Source organism: Agromyces cucurbitae, assembly GCF_058349945.1.
This window is the reverse complement of the sequence record NZ_JBYRES010000002.1, coordinates 58,666-72,739: the sequence shown is the minus strand read 5'-3', so window position 1 is coordinate 72,739 and position 14,074 is coordinate 58,666. Positions and strand designations below refer to the sequence as shown.

Annotated in this window: 15 protein-coding genes; 6 read left to right on the top strand and 9 right to left on the bottom strand. The window is 72.6% G+C overall.

What is annotated here, in order from left to right; genetic code table 11:
* Positions 1-297 precede the first annotated feature (297 nt).
* From fgd to cofE, 5 genes are all read right to left on the bottom strand, one after another.
* Positions 298-1,326, bottom strand: coding sequence for a glucose-6-phosphate dehydrogenase (coenzyme-F420) (gene fgd / locus AC3RJ6_RS07260; protein ID WP_491426310.1), 1,029 nt, complete (start codon positions 1,324-1,326; stop codon positions 298-300).
* Positions 1,327-1,362: 36 nt separating this feature from the next.
* Positions 1,363-2,112 (bottom strand): 2-phospho-L-lactate guanylyltransferase, encoded by a 750-nt coding sequence (gene cofC, locus AC3RJ6_RS07255; RefSeq protein WP_491426309.1) that lies wholly within the window; start codon positions 2,110-2,112, stop codon positions 1,363-1,365.
* On the bottom strand, positions 2,109-3,107 hold the full coding sequence (locus tag AC3RJ6_RS07250) for a TIGR03557 family F420-dependent LLM class oxidoreductase (protein ID WP_491426308.1): 999 nt from the start codon (positions 3,105-3,107) through the stop codon (positions 2,109-2,111). Before AC3RJ6_RS07250 ends, cofC begins: the two co-directional genes overlap by 4 nt.
* A gap of 200 nt (positions 3,108-3,307) precedes the next feature.
* Entirely contained in the window at positions 3,308-4,057 is a 750-nt protein-coding gene (locus tag AC3RJ6_RS07245) for a GntR family transcriptional regulator (RefSeq protein ID WP_491426307.1), read from the bottom strand.
* Positions 4,058-4,139: 82 nt separating this feature from the next.
* On the bottom strand, positions 4,140-4,937 hold the full coding sequence (gene cofE / locus AC3RJ6_RS07240) for a coenzyme F420-0:L-glutamate ligase (protein WP_491426305.1): 798 nt from the start codon (positions 4,935-4,937) through the stop codon (positions 4,140-4,142).
* Positions 4,938-5,069: 132 nt separating this feature from the next.
* On the opposite strand from cofE, the gene AC3RJ6_RS07235 reads away from it, so the two are divergent.
* From AC3RJ6_RS07235 to AC3RJ6_RS07215, 5 genes are all read left to right on the top strand, one after another.
* Entirely contained in the window at positions 5,070-5,612 is a 543-nt protein-coding gene (locus AC3RJ6_RS07235; protein ID WP_491426304.1) for a DUF6328 family protein, read from the top strand.
* Between the two features lie 121 nt (positions 5,613-5,733).
* Complete coding sequence (locus tag AC3RJ6_RS07230) at positions 5,734-7,257, top strand: cell wall-binding repeat-containing protein (RefSeq protein ID WP_491426303.1); 1,524 nt, start codon at positions 5,734-5,736, stop codon at positions 7,255-7,257.
* Positions 7,258-7,355: 98 nt separating this feature from the next.
* Complete coding sequence (locus AC3RJ6_RS07225) at positions 7,356-8,198, top strand: exodeoxyribonuclease III (RefSeq protein WP_491426302.1); 843 nt, start codon at positions 7,356-7,358, stop codon at positions 8,196-8,198.
* A gap of 96 nt (positions 8,199-8,294) precedes the next feature.
* Positions 8,295-9,710: a serine/threonine-protein kinase gene (locus AC3RJ6_RS07220; RefSeq protein ID WP_491426301.1), complete on the top strand. Its 1,416-nt coding sequence runs from the start codon at positions 8,295-8,297 to the stop codon at positions 9,708-9,710.
* Between the two features lie 74 nt (positions 9,711-9,784).
* A complete protein-coding gene (locus AC3RJ6_RS07215) occupies positions 9,785-10,603 on the top strand; it encodes an alpha/beta fold hydrolase (protein WP_491426300.1) in 819 nt (272 codons plus the stop codon).
* Between the two features lie 89 nt (positions 10,604-10,692).
* Here AC3RJ6_RS07215 and AC3RJ6_RS07210 read toward each other — a convergent pair whose 3' ends face one another.
* Both AC3RJ6_RS07210 and AC3RJ6_RS07205 read right to left on the bottom strand, forming a co-directional pair.
* Positions 10,693-11,289 carry an NADPH-dependent FMN reductase gene (locus AC3RJ6_RS07210; protein ID WP_491426299.1) on the bottom strand — a complete coding sequence of 199 codons (597 nt, stop codon included), beginning with the start codon at positions 11,287-11,289 and terminating at the stop codon, positions 10,693-10,695.
* Between the two features lie 79 nt (positions 11,290-11,368).
* A complete protein-coding gene (locus tag AC3RJ6_RS07205) occupies positions 11,369-12,139 on the bottom strand; it encodes a DNA alkylation repair protein (protein WP_491426298.1) in 771 nt (256 codons plus the stop codon).
* A gap of 56 nt (positions 12,140-12,195) precedes the next feature.
* On the opposite strand from AC3RJ6_RS07205, the gene AC3RJ6_RS07200 reads away from it, so the two are divergent.
* Entirely contained in the window at positions 12,196-12,702 is a 507-nt protein-coding gene (locus AC3RJ6_RS07200; protein WP_491426296.1) for a GNAT family N-acetyltransferase, read from the top strand.
* Between the two features lie 60 nt (positions 12,703-12,762).
* On the opposite strand, the gene AC3RJ6_RS07195 is transcribed toward AC3RJ6_RS07200, so the two are convergent.
* Both AC3RJ6_RS07195 and AC3RJ6_RS07190 read right to left on the bottom strand, forming a co-directional pair.
* Positions 12,763-13,287, bottom strand: a complete 525-nt coding sequence (locus AC3RJ6_RS07195) for a hypothetical protein (RefSeq protein ID WP_491426295.1) — start codon at positions 13,285-13,287, stop codon at positions 12,763-12,765.
* A gap of 186 nt (positions 13,288-13,473) precedes the next feature.
* Positions 13,474-14,034 carry a hypothetical protein gene (locus tag AC3RJ6_RS07190; RefSeq protein WP_491426294.1) on the bottom strand — a complete coding sequence of 187 codons (561 nt, stop codon included), beginning with the start codon at positions 14,032-14,034 and terminating at the stop codon, positions 13,474-13,476.
* Positions 14,035-14,074 lie beyond the last annotated feature (40 nt).

Below are 14,074 nucleotides of genomic sequence, written 5' to 3'. Positions count from 1 at the left end.
CCGCAACGCCGGACTCGCGCCGCGCGCCACCTCAGCGCCCTCTGCGCCAGTTCCCCTGGCGCGCAGGGCGACGAAGTGGCGCAGCGAAACCCCTGCCGGGCTCTCGTTGCCCGACCGCCAGCAGGGAGGAGCGACGATGCGCCGAGTCCTCGATCTCCGGCGCGGCGGTCGCCGCACCCGACACCGGGCGGGCCGGCCCGGTCGGAACGGACTGGGATCCGATGCGACGCGCCGCCACGAGTCACCTCGCAACGGCGTGCCGCGCCGAACGTCAGCCCAGCGCGACGCCGAGCAGCGTCAGCCGCGCGCCCGCAGCCGCGGCGCCAGGTCGCGCTCGAACAGCTCGAGGAACCGGCGCTGGTCGTGCCCGGGCGCGTGGAAGACGAGGTGGTTGAAACCCCAGTCCATGTACTGCCCGATCTGCTCGACGACCGCGTCGGGGTCGGTGCCGACGATCCAGCGCTTGGCGATCACGTCGATCGGCAGCGCGTCGGCGGCCCGCTCCATCTCGACGGGGTCGGTGATGTCGTGCTTCTGCTCCTTCGAGAGCGAGAGCGGCGACCAGAACCGGGTGTTGTCGAGGGCCGTGTCGAGGTCCTCCTCGTACGAGAGCTTGATCTCGATCATGCGGTCGTACTCGTCGAACGTGCGGCCGTCCTCGCGCGCGGCGAGCCCCTCCTTCACGGCGGGCATGAGCTGGTCGACGTAGAGCTCTGGGCCCTTGCCCGACGTGCAGATGAAGCCGTCGCCGGCGCGCCCGGCGTACTTCGCGACCTGCGGGCCGCCGGCCGCGATGTACACGGGCACGCCGCCCGCGGGCCGGTCGTAGATCGAGGCGTCGTGCGTCGAGTAGTACTCGCCGTCGAAGCTGACCTGGCCCTCGTCCTTCCAGAGCGCGCGCATGAGGCGGACCGACTCGCGAAGGCGCGCGTAGCGCTCGCGGAACTCGGGCCACTCCTGCTCGCCCGCACCCTGGAAGCCCGTCGCGATCTCGTTGAGTGCCTCGCCCGAGCCGAAGCCGGCGATGATGCGCTCGGGGTAGAGCACGCCCAGCGACGCGAACGCCTGCGCGAGCACGGCCGGGTTGTAGCGGAACGTCGGCGTCATGACGCTCGTGCCGATCTTCACGGTCGAGGTGCGTTCGCCGACCGCGGCCATCCACGCGAGCGAGAACGGCGCGTGCCCGCCCGTGTGCCGCCACGGCTGGAAGTGGTCGCTCGTGAACACCGACTCCATGCCGTGCCCTTCGGCGGCGACGGCGATCTCGACGAGCTCGCGCGGGTCGAACTGCTCGGCGCTGGCCTTGTATCCGAGGGTGAGGGTCATCTCGTGCTCCTTCTGCGGGGGTCGTGTTGGATGAAGTCAGGGGTGCCGAAGAACCCGGTGCCCGTCGTGCGGCAGCGGCCCGTCGGCGAGCGCGGCGACCGCCTCGGCGGTGCGCGGTCCGACGCCGAGCTGCAGCGCCTGCTCGAGCGCCTCGACGGTGTCGACGTCGCGGCGCAGGCTCGCGAACGGTGCGCTGCCGGCGAGGTCGGCGAACCCCGCCTCCCGGTGCCGCGCAGCCGACTGCTCGCCGAACGCCGGACGCATGGGCACTCCCGCCGCGGCGGTCGCGAGCGTCGTGCCGGTTCCGTCGGCGTCGGCGATGAAGGCGAGCGGATGCCTCGCGGCGGCGTCGAGCGCGAACTCGAGCTCGCTCGTGCGCAGCGAGGGCAGGTCGCCGAGCAGTACCGCGACGGGCCCGAGCCCGTGCGTGCGTGCCCGATCGATGCCCGCGTCGATCGCCGCGGTGAGTCCACCGGGGCCGTCGCCGGTCGGATCGCGCTCGAGCTCGACGCCGTCGGGCAACGGTGAGCCGAGGTCGATCTCCCCAGTGACGACGATGATGCCCACGACGTTGCGAGCAGCACGCGCGGCGGCGATCGTGTCGAGGGCGAACGCGCGTGCGAGTGCCGCACGCGCCTCGGCCGGCACGACGGGCCCGAGTCGTGTCTTCGCAGCGGCGAATGCCTTCACCGGGACCACGACGGTCCAGCGGCTCGGCACGGCTGCCTCGCGCGACTCGGCTCGACCGCTCGCTTCGCCAGCGGCATCCATGTCGGCCCCGCTCATGCGCGCAGCCCCGGCAGCACCTCGCGGCCGAACACCTCGAGCCATTCGGCCTGGTTGCGCCCGACGTTGTGCAGGTAGATGCGGTCGAAGCCGAGGTCGAGGTAGCGCTGGATCTCGGCGCGGTGCCGGTCGGGCTCGGCGGAGACCACCATGCGCCCCTCGAAGTCGTCGGGGCGCACCGTGCGGGCGAGCTGCTCGAACTCGAAGGGCGAGCGGATGTCGCTGCGCCCGAACCGCATGCCCGCGATCGGCCACTCGGTGAGGGCGTTGCGCATCGCGTCGTCGTCGGTCGTCGCCCACGAGAGGTGCAGCTGCAGGATCTTCGGCATGCGCCGCACGTCGCGGCCGCCGTCGCGCGCGCCGTCGGCGAACCGGGCGAGCAGCGCCTCGAGCCGGTCCATGGGCCCCGTCGTCGTGATGAGGCCGTCGGCGACGCGGCCTGCCCGGCGCGCGGTGACGGGCCCCGCGGTCGCGACGTAGATCTCGGGGGCCTTGGGCGGCATCGTCCAGAGCCGGGTGGTCTCGAGCTTGAAGCTCGGCCCGGCGTGGCGCACGTCACGGCCCGCGATCGACGCGGCGAAGAGCTTCTTGATGAGCTCGACCGCCTCGAACATGCGGTTGATGCGGTCGGGCGCCTCGGGCCAGTACTGGCCGACGACGTGCTCGTTGAGCGCCTCGCCCGAGCCGATGCCGAGCCAGTGCCGGCCCGGGTACATCGACGCGAGGGTCGCGCTCGCCTGCGCGACGACGGCGGGATGGGTGCGGAATGTCGGCGTCGTCACGCCCGGGCCGAAGTCGCCGCGGGTGCGTTCGCCGAGCGCCCCGAGCACGCTCCAGACGTGCGACGACTGGCCGAGCCGCGGCGTCCACGGCTGGAAGTGGTCGGTCGCCATGACCCCGGTGAAGCCGTGCTGCTCGGCGAGCGCCGCGAGCGCCACCGCTTCGGCGGGAGGGAACTGCTCGAGCATTGCGGCGTAGCCGATGTGCACTGACACTCCTCCATCCTCCCGGATATCCGTGGGTCGACGGGCGGTCTCGCGCCGGGCATCCCGCGTCGGTTCCCATCATTTCGGATACTGGATCCAAAAAGCAAGCGCGGATGCCACGGGGGCGGCGCCGCGCAGCACCGCCGAGCGGCCACGACGACCGTGGGCGATCCGCGGAGCGGACCGCGACGTCGGGGCGATGCTCTCCGTCAGCGGCGCGGGGGCACCGCTGCCGACTCGCGGTCGAGCATCTCGAGCACGGCGTCGCGCACCCGTTCGAGGTGCGTGCGCTGCACGTCGAGGGCGTGCTCGACGTCGCCGCCCTCGACCGCCGCGACGAGCTCCTCATGGGAGTGCGAGCGCGAGTGCCCGGGCTCGGCGCCGTCGACGCGCCAGCCGAGCACGTACCGGCCGACCTTGAGGCGCAACTGCTCGATCATCTCCCACAGCACGGGCCGGGCGGCGGCGTCGTAGAGCACGGCGTAGAACTCGGTGCGCGCGTCGACGAAGTCGGCGCCCTCGTCCTCGGCGTCGGCGGTGCGTCCGAGCTCGCGCAGGCGCTCGATGCGCTCGGGCGTCATCTCGGCCATCGACAGCCGGAGCGCCTCGCCCTCGAGCAGCGCGCGCACTGCGTAGACCTCGCGCGCCTGCTCGACCGAGAGCGACTTCACGACGGCCCCGCGCCGCTCGTGGAACTCGACGAGCCCGTCGGCCTCGAGCTGGATGAGCGCCGACCGCACCGGCAGCCGCGAGACGCCGATCGATTCGGCGAGCGTCTCCTGGCGCAGCTTCTGCCCCGGCGGCAACGTGCCGCTCAGGATCGCGTCGCGCAGGATCTCGTAGACCATCACCCCGACCGACCGGTACCCGTGCTGGTGCTTGCCCGCGAGCTGCTGCAGCGCGTCGGCGTCGAGGCCCGAGCCCGAGGTCCGGCCCTTGGGGGCGGTGAGTTCGCTCATGGCACCCGAATGTATCGGAAGAACGCCGCCCGGCACAGACTTTGGATCCAAAAGCCGAACCGCAGCGACGCGGGGAGCCCTGCTACTCGAAATCCTCCGACGAGCTGCGCAGCGACCCCTCGGCCTGCGCCTCGTCGAATCCGGCGCGGTAGCCCTCGTCGTACGCCTCGTCGGCGCCCTGGCGGAACAGGTCGCGTTCGCTCGGCCGCTGGATCGACCGGGCGCCGGGCAGGTCGAGGTCGCCCACGTAGCGGTCGAGGCCGCGCACGATCGCGACGGGCACCCCGGCCGACTTGCCCTTGACGAGCTCGGCGGCGCCCGCGATCTCGTCGGCGACGCACGGCATCGTCACCGAGAGCGGTTTGCCCGAGGCATCCGTGCCGCCCCGCAGATCGTCGAAGACGTGCACGCCGGCTGCACCGATCGCGAGGTCGGTCTGCCCCTCGCGCCATGGCCGGCCGAGCGTGTCCGAGAGGATGACGCCCACGCGCGCGCCCGTCAGCGCGCGCAGCCCGGTGGCGAGGTCGCGCGCCGACGCGTCGGGGTCGACCGGCAGCAGCAGCACGGTGCCGTCGGGCGCGTTCGAGGCGTCGACGCCCGCGGCCGCGCCGACGATGCCCTGGCGGTTCTCGACGATGCGCGTGACGCCACCGTCGAACTCGCGGGTCGCGACGACGCGCACGGTCTCGGCGGTGATCGCGGCCTCGCGGTCGGATGCCTCGACGATGCGCCCCTCGGCCTTCGACACGATCTTCGACGTCACGACGAGGATGTCGCCGTCGGCGAGCTCGGCCGCACCCGCGATGAGCGCCGCGAGGTCGTCGCCCGTGGAGATCTCGGGCAGCCCCTCGACGCCCTCGACACTGAACCCTGCAGCCATGGACGCTCCCCCATCGGACTCCGACACCGCGGTACCGCGGCGCGTCCCATTCTGGCAGTTCACGTCGCTGCCACGGCGAACGCGTCACAGGCAAGGCCCTGACCTGCGGATGCCGCGGCGATACGATCGCGTATGGCCACCGAACCCGCCGCCGGGCCCGTCGGGTCCTCCGCCCGTGCCGGCTCCGCCGGCGCCGATTCCGTCGGGCGCACCGAGACGCCGGCGCGCAACGAGACGCCGACCGAGCGCCTCGACCGCAACTGGGCCGACATCCTGCAGGAGCTGCGGTCGGTGCTGACCGGCACGCAGCTCATCTCGGGCTTCCTGCTCGCAGCGGCCTTCCAGCCGCGCTTCACCGACCTCGACGACTACGAGCTCGGCCTCTACCTGACGCTCGTCGGCCTCGCGGCGCTCGCGACGGTGCTCGGCCTCGCGCCCGTCATCCTGCACCGCATGCTCTACGGCCGACGCCAGAAGGATCGGCTCGTGCGCACGGGCAACCGCATCCTCTTCGTGCTGCTCGGCGTCGTCTCGCTGCTCGCGGTCGGGGTCGCGGGCCTCATCTTCGACGTCGCCGTGAGTCGCGAGGCCGGCTTCATCGCGATCGGGGCGACGCTCCTCGCGGTCGTGGCGGTGTGGGTCTTCGTGCCGCTCCTCGCGAAGAACGGGGACTGAGCGGCGGAACGAACGCCTGCTGCCGCGCCGCCCGAACTGGGGGTGGCGTACGAGAAGCAGGTCTCCTTACGATCACGCTACCCGCGCCCCCGTGCGCGAAACCCTACGTGAGGAACACCCCATGACTCGATCCACTTCGCGCCTGCCATGGCGCGCCGCCGCGGTCGCGGCGGCCGTCTGCGCCCTCGTCGGCGCCGGCGCGACGACGGCGTTCGCCGACGAACTCCCGCCCGCTTCCTCGACCATTCCCGTCGAATCACGCCACGTCCCCGCGGCGGACGCGGGAGAGCGGGCGGGCGCCGCTGCCGACCCGGCAACCCCGAGAAGCCGGAGCCTCGGGGTGTCGGCTGCCGACGCCACCGCAGCGATCGGCGACGGGGCCGCCGCGCGGTTCGCGGCGGGCACGGGCTCGATCTCGGGCACGATCACGAAGCTCATCGACTACCGAGCGGACGCTCCGCTGAGCGGCGCCACCGTGACGGCGCACACCTACGACGCGTCGACCGACGTCCTGTCGGCGGCCATCGCGACCGCGACGAGCGGCGCCGACGGCTCGTACAAGCTCACCGGGCTCAGCACCGGCTCGTACGTGGTGCTCGTCAAGCACACCGCTTCGGGGTCGAAGCTGCTGCCCGACTTCTACCCGAACGCCGCCTACGCGTCCCAGGCGGAGGCCGTCGAGGTCACCGACGGTCAGGACACGCCTTCGATCGACGAGCTGCTCGCGCCGCTCCTGAGCGGCTATGTCGCGGGCGCATCGCGGTACGAGACCTCGGCCGCGATCGCGAAGGAGTTCCCCGCGAACCTCGATTGCGTCTACCTCGCCTCCGGGGCGAACTTCCCCGATGCGCTGAGCGCCGCCCCCGCCGCCGCGACCTGCGGCGGGCCGCTGCTGCTCGTCGAGCCGAACGCGGTGCCCGCGGCCATCGCCGCACAGCTCGACCGCCTGAACCCGTCGCGCATCTACATCGCCGGCGGTACCGGCGCGGTCTCGAACGCCGTGAAGACGAAGGTGTCGCAGATCGTCCCGGGCGCGACCATCGCACGGCTCGCCGGCGCCGACCGCTACGCGACCTCCCGCGCGATCGTCGGCAAGGCGTTCGGAACGACCGAGTTCGTCTGGATCGCGACCGGCGCGAACTTCCCCGACGCGCTGTCGGCCAGCAACGCCGCGGCCGCCTACGGCGAGCCCGTCCTGATCGTCCCCGGCACCGCGAAGTCGCTCGATTCGGCGACCATGGCCACGATCGCCGCGCGCAAGCCCGCGGCCGTCGCGATCGCCGGCGGGACGGCCGTGGTGTCGACCGGGATCGAGAACCAGCTCTGGAAGCTGTACGGCAAGGTCCGCCTGCAGGGCGCCGACCGCTACGGCACCTCGCTGGCCATCAACAAGTTCGCCTGGGACGTGCCGACGGGCCACTCCACGTCGGTGTACGCCTTCTTGACCAACGGCACGAAGTTCCCCGACGCGCTCTCGGGTGCGGCGATGGCCGGGGGCCGATACAGTGCGCCGATGTACGCCGTGCCGCCGACCTGCGTCCCCAACGCCGTGCAGCAGCACATCAAGGACCTCAAGGTCTACGAGGCGTACCTGCTCGGCTACTTCTCGAAGATCTCGTTCGCGGAGCCGCTCAAGCGCTGCTGAGCCTGCGACTCGAACGCGGCGGATGCCCCGTGGCCGGCCACGGGGCATCCGCCGTCGTCGTGCTCGCGACGTCGTCGGCCTGACCTACGCTGGAAACCATGCGCATCGCCACCTGGAACGTCAATTCGATCCGCACCCGAGTCGGCCGCGTCGTCGACTGGATGGTGCGCGAAGACGTCGACGTCCTGGCCATGCAAGAGATCAAGTGCAAGCCCGAGCAGTTTCCGCACGAGGCGTTCGAACAGGCCGGCTACGAGCTCGCGCTGCACGGGCTCAACCAGTGGAACGGCGTCGCCATCGCGAGCCGCTCGTCGATCCGCGACGTCGAGATCGAGTTCCCCGGCATGCCGGGCTTCCTCAAGGGGCACGACGGGCCCGACCTGCCGAAGGAGGCGCGTGCGATCGGCGCGACGGTCGACGACGTGCGGCTGTGGAGCCTGTACGTGCCCAACGGCCGTTCGCTCGGCGACCCGCACCTGACCTACAAGCTCGACTTCTACCAGGCGCTCACCGAGTACGCCCGCACCGAGACGACCGCGCACCCCGCACGGCCGTTCGCGCTCATGGGCGACTTCAACGTCGCGCCCTTCGACGTCGACAACGGCGACCCGACCGTCATCGTCGGGCAGACCACCCACGTCTCGCCCGAAGAGCGCGCGGCGTTCTTCGCGCTCGAGGGCGCGGGGCTCTCCGACGTCGTGCGCCCGCGCGTGCCCGAGGGGCTCTTCACCTACTGGGACTACAAGCAGCTGCGGTTCCCGCGCAACGAGGGAATGCGCATCGACTTCATCCTCGGCTCGCAGGCGTTCGCCGACGCCGTCACCGACGCGTCGATCCACCGCAATGAGCGCAAGGGCGATGCCCCGAGCGACCACGTGCCGGTGCTCGTCGACCTCGACCTCGGCGATGACGACGGCGACCTGCCGATGATCTTCGGCTGAACGACGATCGTCGGTGGTCGCGCGCGATCTTCGGCCGAACCCGTTGCTGAGGCAACCCCCAGCCCGGCGGGAGGCGCCCCGGCTACGCTCGAGAACGTGACGAGCACGCACGATTCCGGTGCCGACCCGTTCATCGGGGCGGTGCTCGGTGGACGCTACCGGCTCGACGCGCTCATCGGCCGGGGCGGCATGGCGAGCGTCTACCGCGCGACCGACACGTCGCTCGGGCGCCCCGTCGCGGTGAAGGTCTTCGCCGCCGCCGCCGAGGGCATCGACGACGCGGCCCGGCGCAGCTCCGAGATCGCCCTGCTCGCGGGGCTGCAGCACCGCGCGCTCGTGCACCTGTACGACGCCTCCCGCGATCCGGCGACCGGTCGCGAGTACTTCGTGATGGAACTCGTCGACGGGCACGACCTGCGCGAGGCCCTCCGCACGGGCCCCCTCGACGCGGCCGACACGGCCGGGCTGCTCGCCGACATCGGCGAAGCCCTGCACGTCATCCACGACCGCGGCATCGTGCACCGCGATGTGAAACCCGCGAACGTGCTGCTCGAACCCGCCCACCTGCCGACGCGCAACTGGAACGCGAAGCTCGCCGACTTCGGCATCGCGCGGCTCATCGACGACGCCCGGCTCACTCGCACGGGCCTGCTCGTCGGCACCCCCGGCTATCTCAGCCCCGAGCAGGTGAGCGGGGCGGCGCCCGGACCGGCGGCCGACGTGTACTCGCTCGGCCTGCTCGCGCTCGAAGCGCGCACGGGGCGACCGGCCTTCCCCGGCCCCGCCGCCGAGGCCGCGGGCGCACGACTCGTGCGCGACCCCGACATTCCCGCGTGGCTCGGGCCCGAGTGGGTGTCGCTGCTCACCGCGATGACCGCTCGCGAACCCGAGGCCCGTCCGACCGCGCTCGAGGTCGCCGTCGCGGCCACCGGGCTCGGCACGGCGCCCGTCGCCGGCACCGGGGCGACCGGTCCGACGCGCGTGCTGCCCGCCGGAGCCGGCGCGGGCCTCGCGGCCGGGGCGGGCCTCGCTGCCGGGGCGAGCGACCCTGGTGCGCGGGGCGGAACAGCCGCCGGCGCACCCGCCGGGTCGGCAGCGGCGGCCGCGGCGGGCGGCGCATCGGCGGGCGACGCCGGCAGCGACACGACCGGTGCGACGGCGCTCCTGCCGGTGCAGGCGGCCACCGGCACCGGCGATGCGGCCCTCCCGAAGCGGCGCCGTCCGGCGCTCATCGTGGCCGCCCTGGCCGTCGCGGCCGTCGCGATCGTGCTCCTCGCACACGCGGTGATCAGCGCCGTCACCACGGGAGGCCGGGCCGACGTCGGGCCGCCGTCGCCGTCGCAGTCGACCCCGAGCGCGCCGGCCACGCCCAGCGAGACGCCCACCCCGACCGAGGCGGACGACGAGGACGACGACGACAGCGGGCCCGGCAACAGCGGCGACAACCGCAACGACGACAAGGGCGACGAGAAGGGAAAGGGAAAGGGCAAGGGCAAGAAGGACGGCGACTGATCGTCGCCGGTCGAGTCATCCCACCCGCAAGGCCGACGCGCGGACCGGCGGACCGGCTGCCCTACCATCGTCTGGTGCCCACCCTCGAACTCCCCGGTGCCGAACTCCGCTACGAGACCGCCGGCCCCGTCTCCTCGCCCGCGCTGCTCCTGATCCCAGCGGGCATCGCGACCCTCCGCATGTGGGACGAACTCATCGACGAGCTCTCCGTGCACCATTTCGTCGTGCGCTACGACCCGCGCGGATTCGGCGGGACGCGCCACGACTTCGCGGTGCCGTTCGCGAACCACGACGACGCGATCGCCCTGCTCGACCACCTGGGCGTCGCGCGAGCGACCGTCGTCGGCGCGAGCCGCGGCGGCGCACTCGCGATCGACGTCGCGCTCGCCGCGCCCGACCGGGTCGCCGGGCTCGTGACGATCGGCGCGCGCATCGGCGGGTTCCCCGAGGTGCCGCTGAGCGCCGACGAGCAGCGCCGGCTCGACGAGGTCGACGCGATCGACGCACTCGCCGACCCGGCCGCATACCTCCGGCTCGAGACCGAGGTCTTCGCGATCGGCTCAGGTCGCACGGCCTCGGCGGTCGACCCCGCGTTCCTCGCGCGCGCGCACGAGCTCGCCGAGCCGAACGTCGCGCACGTGGCCGACGACGGCGAGCAGGTGCCGCTCGACCCGCCCGCCGCCGAGCGGCTCGGCGAGATCGCGGTGCCGACGCTCGCGATGGTCGGCGAACACGACCTGACGCCGTTCGCCGTGCAGTACGACGCCCTCGTCGAGGGCGTGCCGGGCGCGAGCGGCGTGCGCATCGCCGATACCGCCCACCTGCCGAGCGTCGAACGACCCGCCGAGGTCGGCGGCGCGCTGCTCGGCTGGCTCGACGAGCGCGGGCTGTAAACCGCCTCGCGACTCAGTCGGGCCGGGTCGGCCCAGTCGGGCCGGGTCGACTCAGTCGGGCCGGGTCGGCCCAGTCTGGCCGGGTCGGCTCAGTCGGGCCGCGGCAGCACCGTGAGCACGCGCGTCGTGAACTCGAGGAAGCGCTGCATGAACACCCGCAGGAACTCCTCGGTGCTCTCCACCGTCACCTCACCGTCGGCCTCGATCAGGCCGGGAGTCACGTGGATGTACGCCTCGGGCGCGTTCATCTGCGGGGCGTTGCAGAAGCTCAGGATGCTGCGCAGGCTCTGCTGCGCGACCGCCGTGCCGAGCGCACCGGGCGAGGCGCCGATCACCGCCGAGGGGCGGCCGGTGAGCGCGTTCTCGCCCCACGGGCGGCTCGCCCAGTCGATGGCATTCTTGAGCGGCCCCGGCACCGAACGGTTGTACTCGGGCGTCACGAACAGCAGCGCGTCGGACCGCTGGATCGCCGCCTTGTAGTCGCGGGCGACCTGCGGATAGTCGGCGTCGTAGTCGCGACTGTAGAGCGGGAGATCGCGATAGACGATCTCCTCGAACGTGAACTCCTCGGGCGCGAGCCTGATGAGCGCCTTCGAGAGCGTGCGATTGATCGAGTCGCTCGCGAGACTGCCGACGAAGTAGCCGACCCGGTAGGGCGGCTCGTGGTGGATGATGTCGATCGCCATGCTGAAGACCTCCTCGTCTCGTGGTCCCAGCCTGCACCCGGGGGCGACGCGACGCCAGCAGGAGCCGGCCCGCGATCCGTCAGCGCATCGCCCGGTAGGCGGCCCGCGCCTCAGGGGCGAGGTGCTCGGCGGCGTACGAGAGCATGGTCCGCGGCATCCGGGCGGCATGCACGTCGAGGAAGTCCGTGAGCACGTCGGGGCCGACGCGCTTGCCGGCCTCGCGCAGCATCCAGCCGACACCCTTCTGGATGAGGTCGTGCCGGTCGCCGAGGAGGCGCTCGGCGATGACGAGCGTCGGGCGGGCGTCGCCCGCCTTCGTCGCCGCGAAGGTCGCGAGCACCGCCACGCGCCGGGACCACACCGACGGGGATGCCGCGAGTTCGACGAGCAGCCCCGGCTCGACATCCTCGACCGGCGCTCGGGTGAAGAGCACCTCTCCAACGAGCACCTCGGCCGAGCAGTCGACGAGGTCCCAGTTGTCGACGCGACCCCGGCCGACCGCGTCGAGGTAGGCGGCGTGGAGGCGCAACCGCGTCTCGTCGTCGCGCGTGCGGGCGCGGCTCGCCCGGGTGAACTGCCCGACCATCACGATGAGCGCCGCGAGCCGGTGCTCGCGGATCGGGCTCTCGAGCAGCGCGAGCACCTCGGCGAGCGGCAGGTCGGCGAACTCGCGCACGACGGCACGGGTCTGCGGCACGGTCACCCCGATGAAGCGGTCGCCCTCGGCGTAGCCGCCGGGCCCGGTCTTGAAGAATCGGGCGAGCTGCGGCACTCGGTCGGGGTCGGCCTGCTCGGCGAGCGCCGCGCGCACGCCGTCGGCCGTCTGCGCCGTGGGCGGGGCATCCGTCATGCAGGTACGGTACCGCCGCCCTTCCCTCTCGGGGTCGCATCGGCCACGATGGAGCGATGAGCGAAGCGATCACCGAGACCGAGTCCGCGGCGACCGACGACCAGGTCGTCGAGTTCCGGCCGATCACGGGCGACGACCTGCGCCTGTGGCTGCCCGAGTCGATGGCGTACTACGAGGCGGCGCGCCTCCGGGCGGGCGACACCCCGTCGGAGGCGAAGGCCGCGGTCGAGGCCTCGACGAACCGCTTCTTCGCCGACGGCGAGATGAAGCCCGAGCACGTGCTGCTCGCGATCTTCGTCGACGGCGAGGACGCCGGCTGGCTCTGGCTCGGCCCGTGGGCCGAGGGCGGAGACGCCTGGTGGGTGTGGGACGTCCACGTGCGCGAGCCCTACCGTCGGCGCGGCCTCGGCCGGGCGGCGATGCAGCACGCCGAGCAGGTCGCGCGCGACCACGGCTCGCCGACGCTCGGCCTCAACGTGTTCGCGTACAACCTGCCGGCGATCGAGCTCTACGAGAGCCTCGGCTTCGAGGCCGCGTCGCTGCACATGGCCAAGAGCCTCTAGGCCCGAACGCGAAGAACCCCTGCACGTCGTGCAGGGGTTCTTCGCGTTCGGGAGGCGGGATCAGGCGCGCGTCGGCTCCTCGGGACCAGCCGCCGCGTCGCTCTCGTCGGATGCCTCGGCCGCGACGGGCTCCGCGGCCGCAGGCTCCTCGGCCGCAGGTGCCGCTGCCACGGGCGCTGCTTCGGCAGGCGCTGCTTCGGCAGGCGCTTCGGCCGCAGTCCCGTACGGCGACGATGCGGCCGACGGCTCCGCGTCGAACTCGTCGTCGACGTCGTCGGCCTCGTCGAGCGGGGCCACGTCGGCCGGCTTGGAGAGGGCGCCGAAGCCGATGAGCGTGGCGAAGACCGCGAGCGAGACGACGATGCCGACGATGCCCGCGGTGAGCAGGCCGCTCGAGACGACGATCGCCGACTGGCTGCCGTAGACGTCGGCGGCGGTGCCGGTCTGGCTCGTGAGCGCGGCGTTCAGCGTGGCCGTCGCCGAGTTGGTCGAGAGGGCACCGAGCACGGTGACGACGACCGAACCGGCGAGTACGACGGTGGGCAGGATGAGCGCGACGGCGGCGGACGGACGGGCAGTGGTCATTCGGGCGACTCGATTCGGGATCGTCGTGACCGGTGCTCCCGGGAGAGCCCCGGCGGGCCGGCGGTGTGCGACCCGATCACCCGACGATACGGGCGAACGCTATGCGTCCGCTATGGGCCGGGTGCCCGATCGCGCAGTGCGAGAGCGGGGTCGGCCTGTCGGCTCGGCCCCGCTCTCGAGTGCGGCTCATCGATTGAGCGGTGAGATCGGTCGCGGCGAGGGGGTGGGCGCCGGCGTCTCGTCCTCGTGGGCGGAGAACTGCTCGGCGTACTGCGAGAGGCGCTGCCCCTGCTGCTCGGCGGCGTCGGTGCCGCCGTCGCCGACGGTCTCGGCCTGCTTCTGCCGGCGCATCACCTCGGCGATCGAGGTGGTCGCGCGACGCGCGTCGAGTCGTTCCTCGATCGCCTGCTGCTGCAGGCGCACCGCGTCGAACGAGTTCGACTCGACCGCCTGCTGCACGACCTGCTCACCCTGTCCGGCACGGGCTGCGCGCTCCTGCGCGGCCTCCTGCCGGGCGGTGTCCTGCTGCGACTTGAGCGAGGCGGTGACCTGCTGCTGCACGCCGTGCGACGTCGCACGTTCGAGTGCGGCCTCGCGACGAGCGCTGTCCTGCTGGGTCTGCAGCGAGGTGATGCTCGCGGCGCCCGAACCCTGCTCGACCTGGCCGCGCACGCCGGCGCATCCGCTGATCGAGATGATGATCACGGCGGCGCCGATCACGGCGGCTCCGCCCTTCGTGATGTTCATGGTCCTCTCCTGTTCTGTCGGGGGTTGATGGGGATCTGAA

What these genes read in the sequence shown, in the direction of transcription:
- fgd (WP_491426310.1), bottom strand. Translation starts at nt 1,326, where the DNA reads ATGACCCTCACCCTCGGATACAAGGCCAGCGCCGAGCAGTTCGACCCG.
- cofC (WP_491426309.1), bottom strand. Translation starts at nt 2,112, where the DNA reads ATGAGCGGGGCCGACATGGATGCCGCTGGCGAAGCGAGCGGTCGAGCC.
- AC3RJ6_RS07245 (WP_491426307.1), bottom strand. Translation starts at nt 4,057, where the DNA reads ATGAGCGAACTCACCGCCCCCAAGGGCCGGACCTCGGGCTCGGGCCTC.
- cofE (WP_491426305.1), bottom strand. Translation starts at nt 4,937, where the DNA reads ATGGCTGCAGGGTTCAGTGTCGAGGGCGTCGAGGGGCTGCCCGAGATC.
- AC3RJ6_RS07235 (WP_491426304.1), top strand. Translation starts at nt 5,070, where the DNA reads ATGGCCACCGAACCCGCCGCCGGGCCCGTCGGGTCCTCCGCCCGTGCC.
- AC3RJ6_RS07230 (WP_491426303.1), top strand. Translation starts at nt 5,734, where the DNA reads ATGACTCGATCCACTTCGCGCCTGCCATGGCGCGCCGCCGCGGTCGCG.
- AC3RJ6_RS07225 (WP_491426302.1), top strand. Translation starts at nt 7,356, where the DNA reads ATGCGCATCGCCACCTGGAACGTCAATTCGATCCGCACCCGAGTCGGC.
- AC3RJ6_RS07210 (WP_491426299.1), bottom strand. Translation starts at nt 11,289, where the DNA reads ATGGCGATCGACATCATCCACCACGAGCCGCCCTACCGGGTCGGCTAC.
- AC3RJ6_RS07205 (WP_491426298.1), bottom strand. Translation starts at nt 12,139, where the DNA reads ATGACGGATGCCCCGCCCACGGCGCAGACGGCCGACGGCGTGCGCGCG.
- AC3RJ6_RS07200 (WP_491426296.1), top strand. Translation starts at nt 12,196, where the DNA reads ATGAGCGAAGCGATCACCGAGACCGAGTCCGCGGCGACCGACGACCAG.
- AC3RJ6_RS07195 (WP_491426295.1), bottom strand. Translation starts at nt 13,287, where the DNA reads ATGACCACTGCCCGTCCGTCCGCCGCCGTCGCGCTCATCCTGCCCACC.
- AC3RJ6_RS07190 (WP_491426294.1), bottom strand. Translation starts at nt 14,034, where the DNA reads ATGAACATCACGAAGGGCGGAGCCGCCGTGATCGGCGCCGCCGTGATC.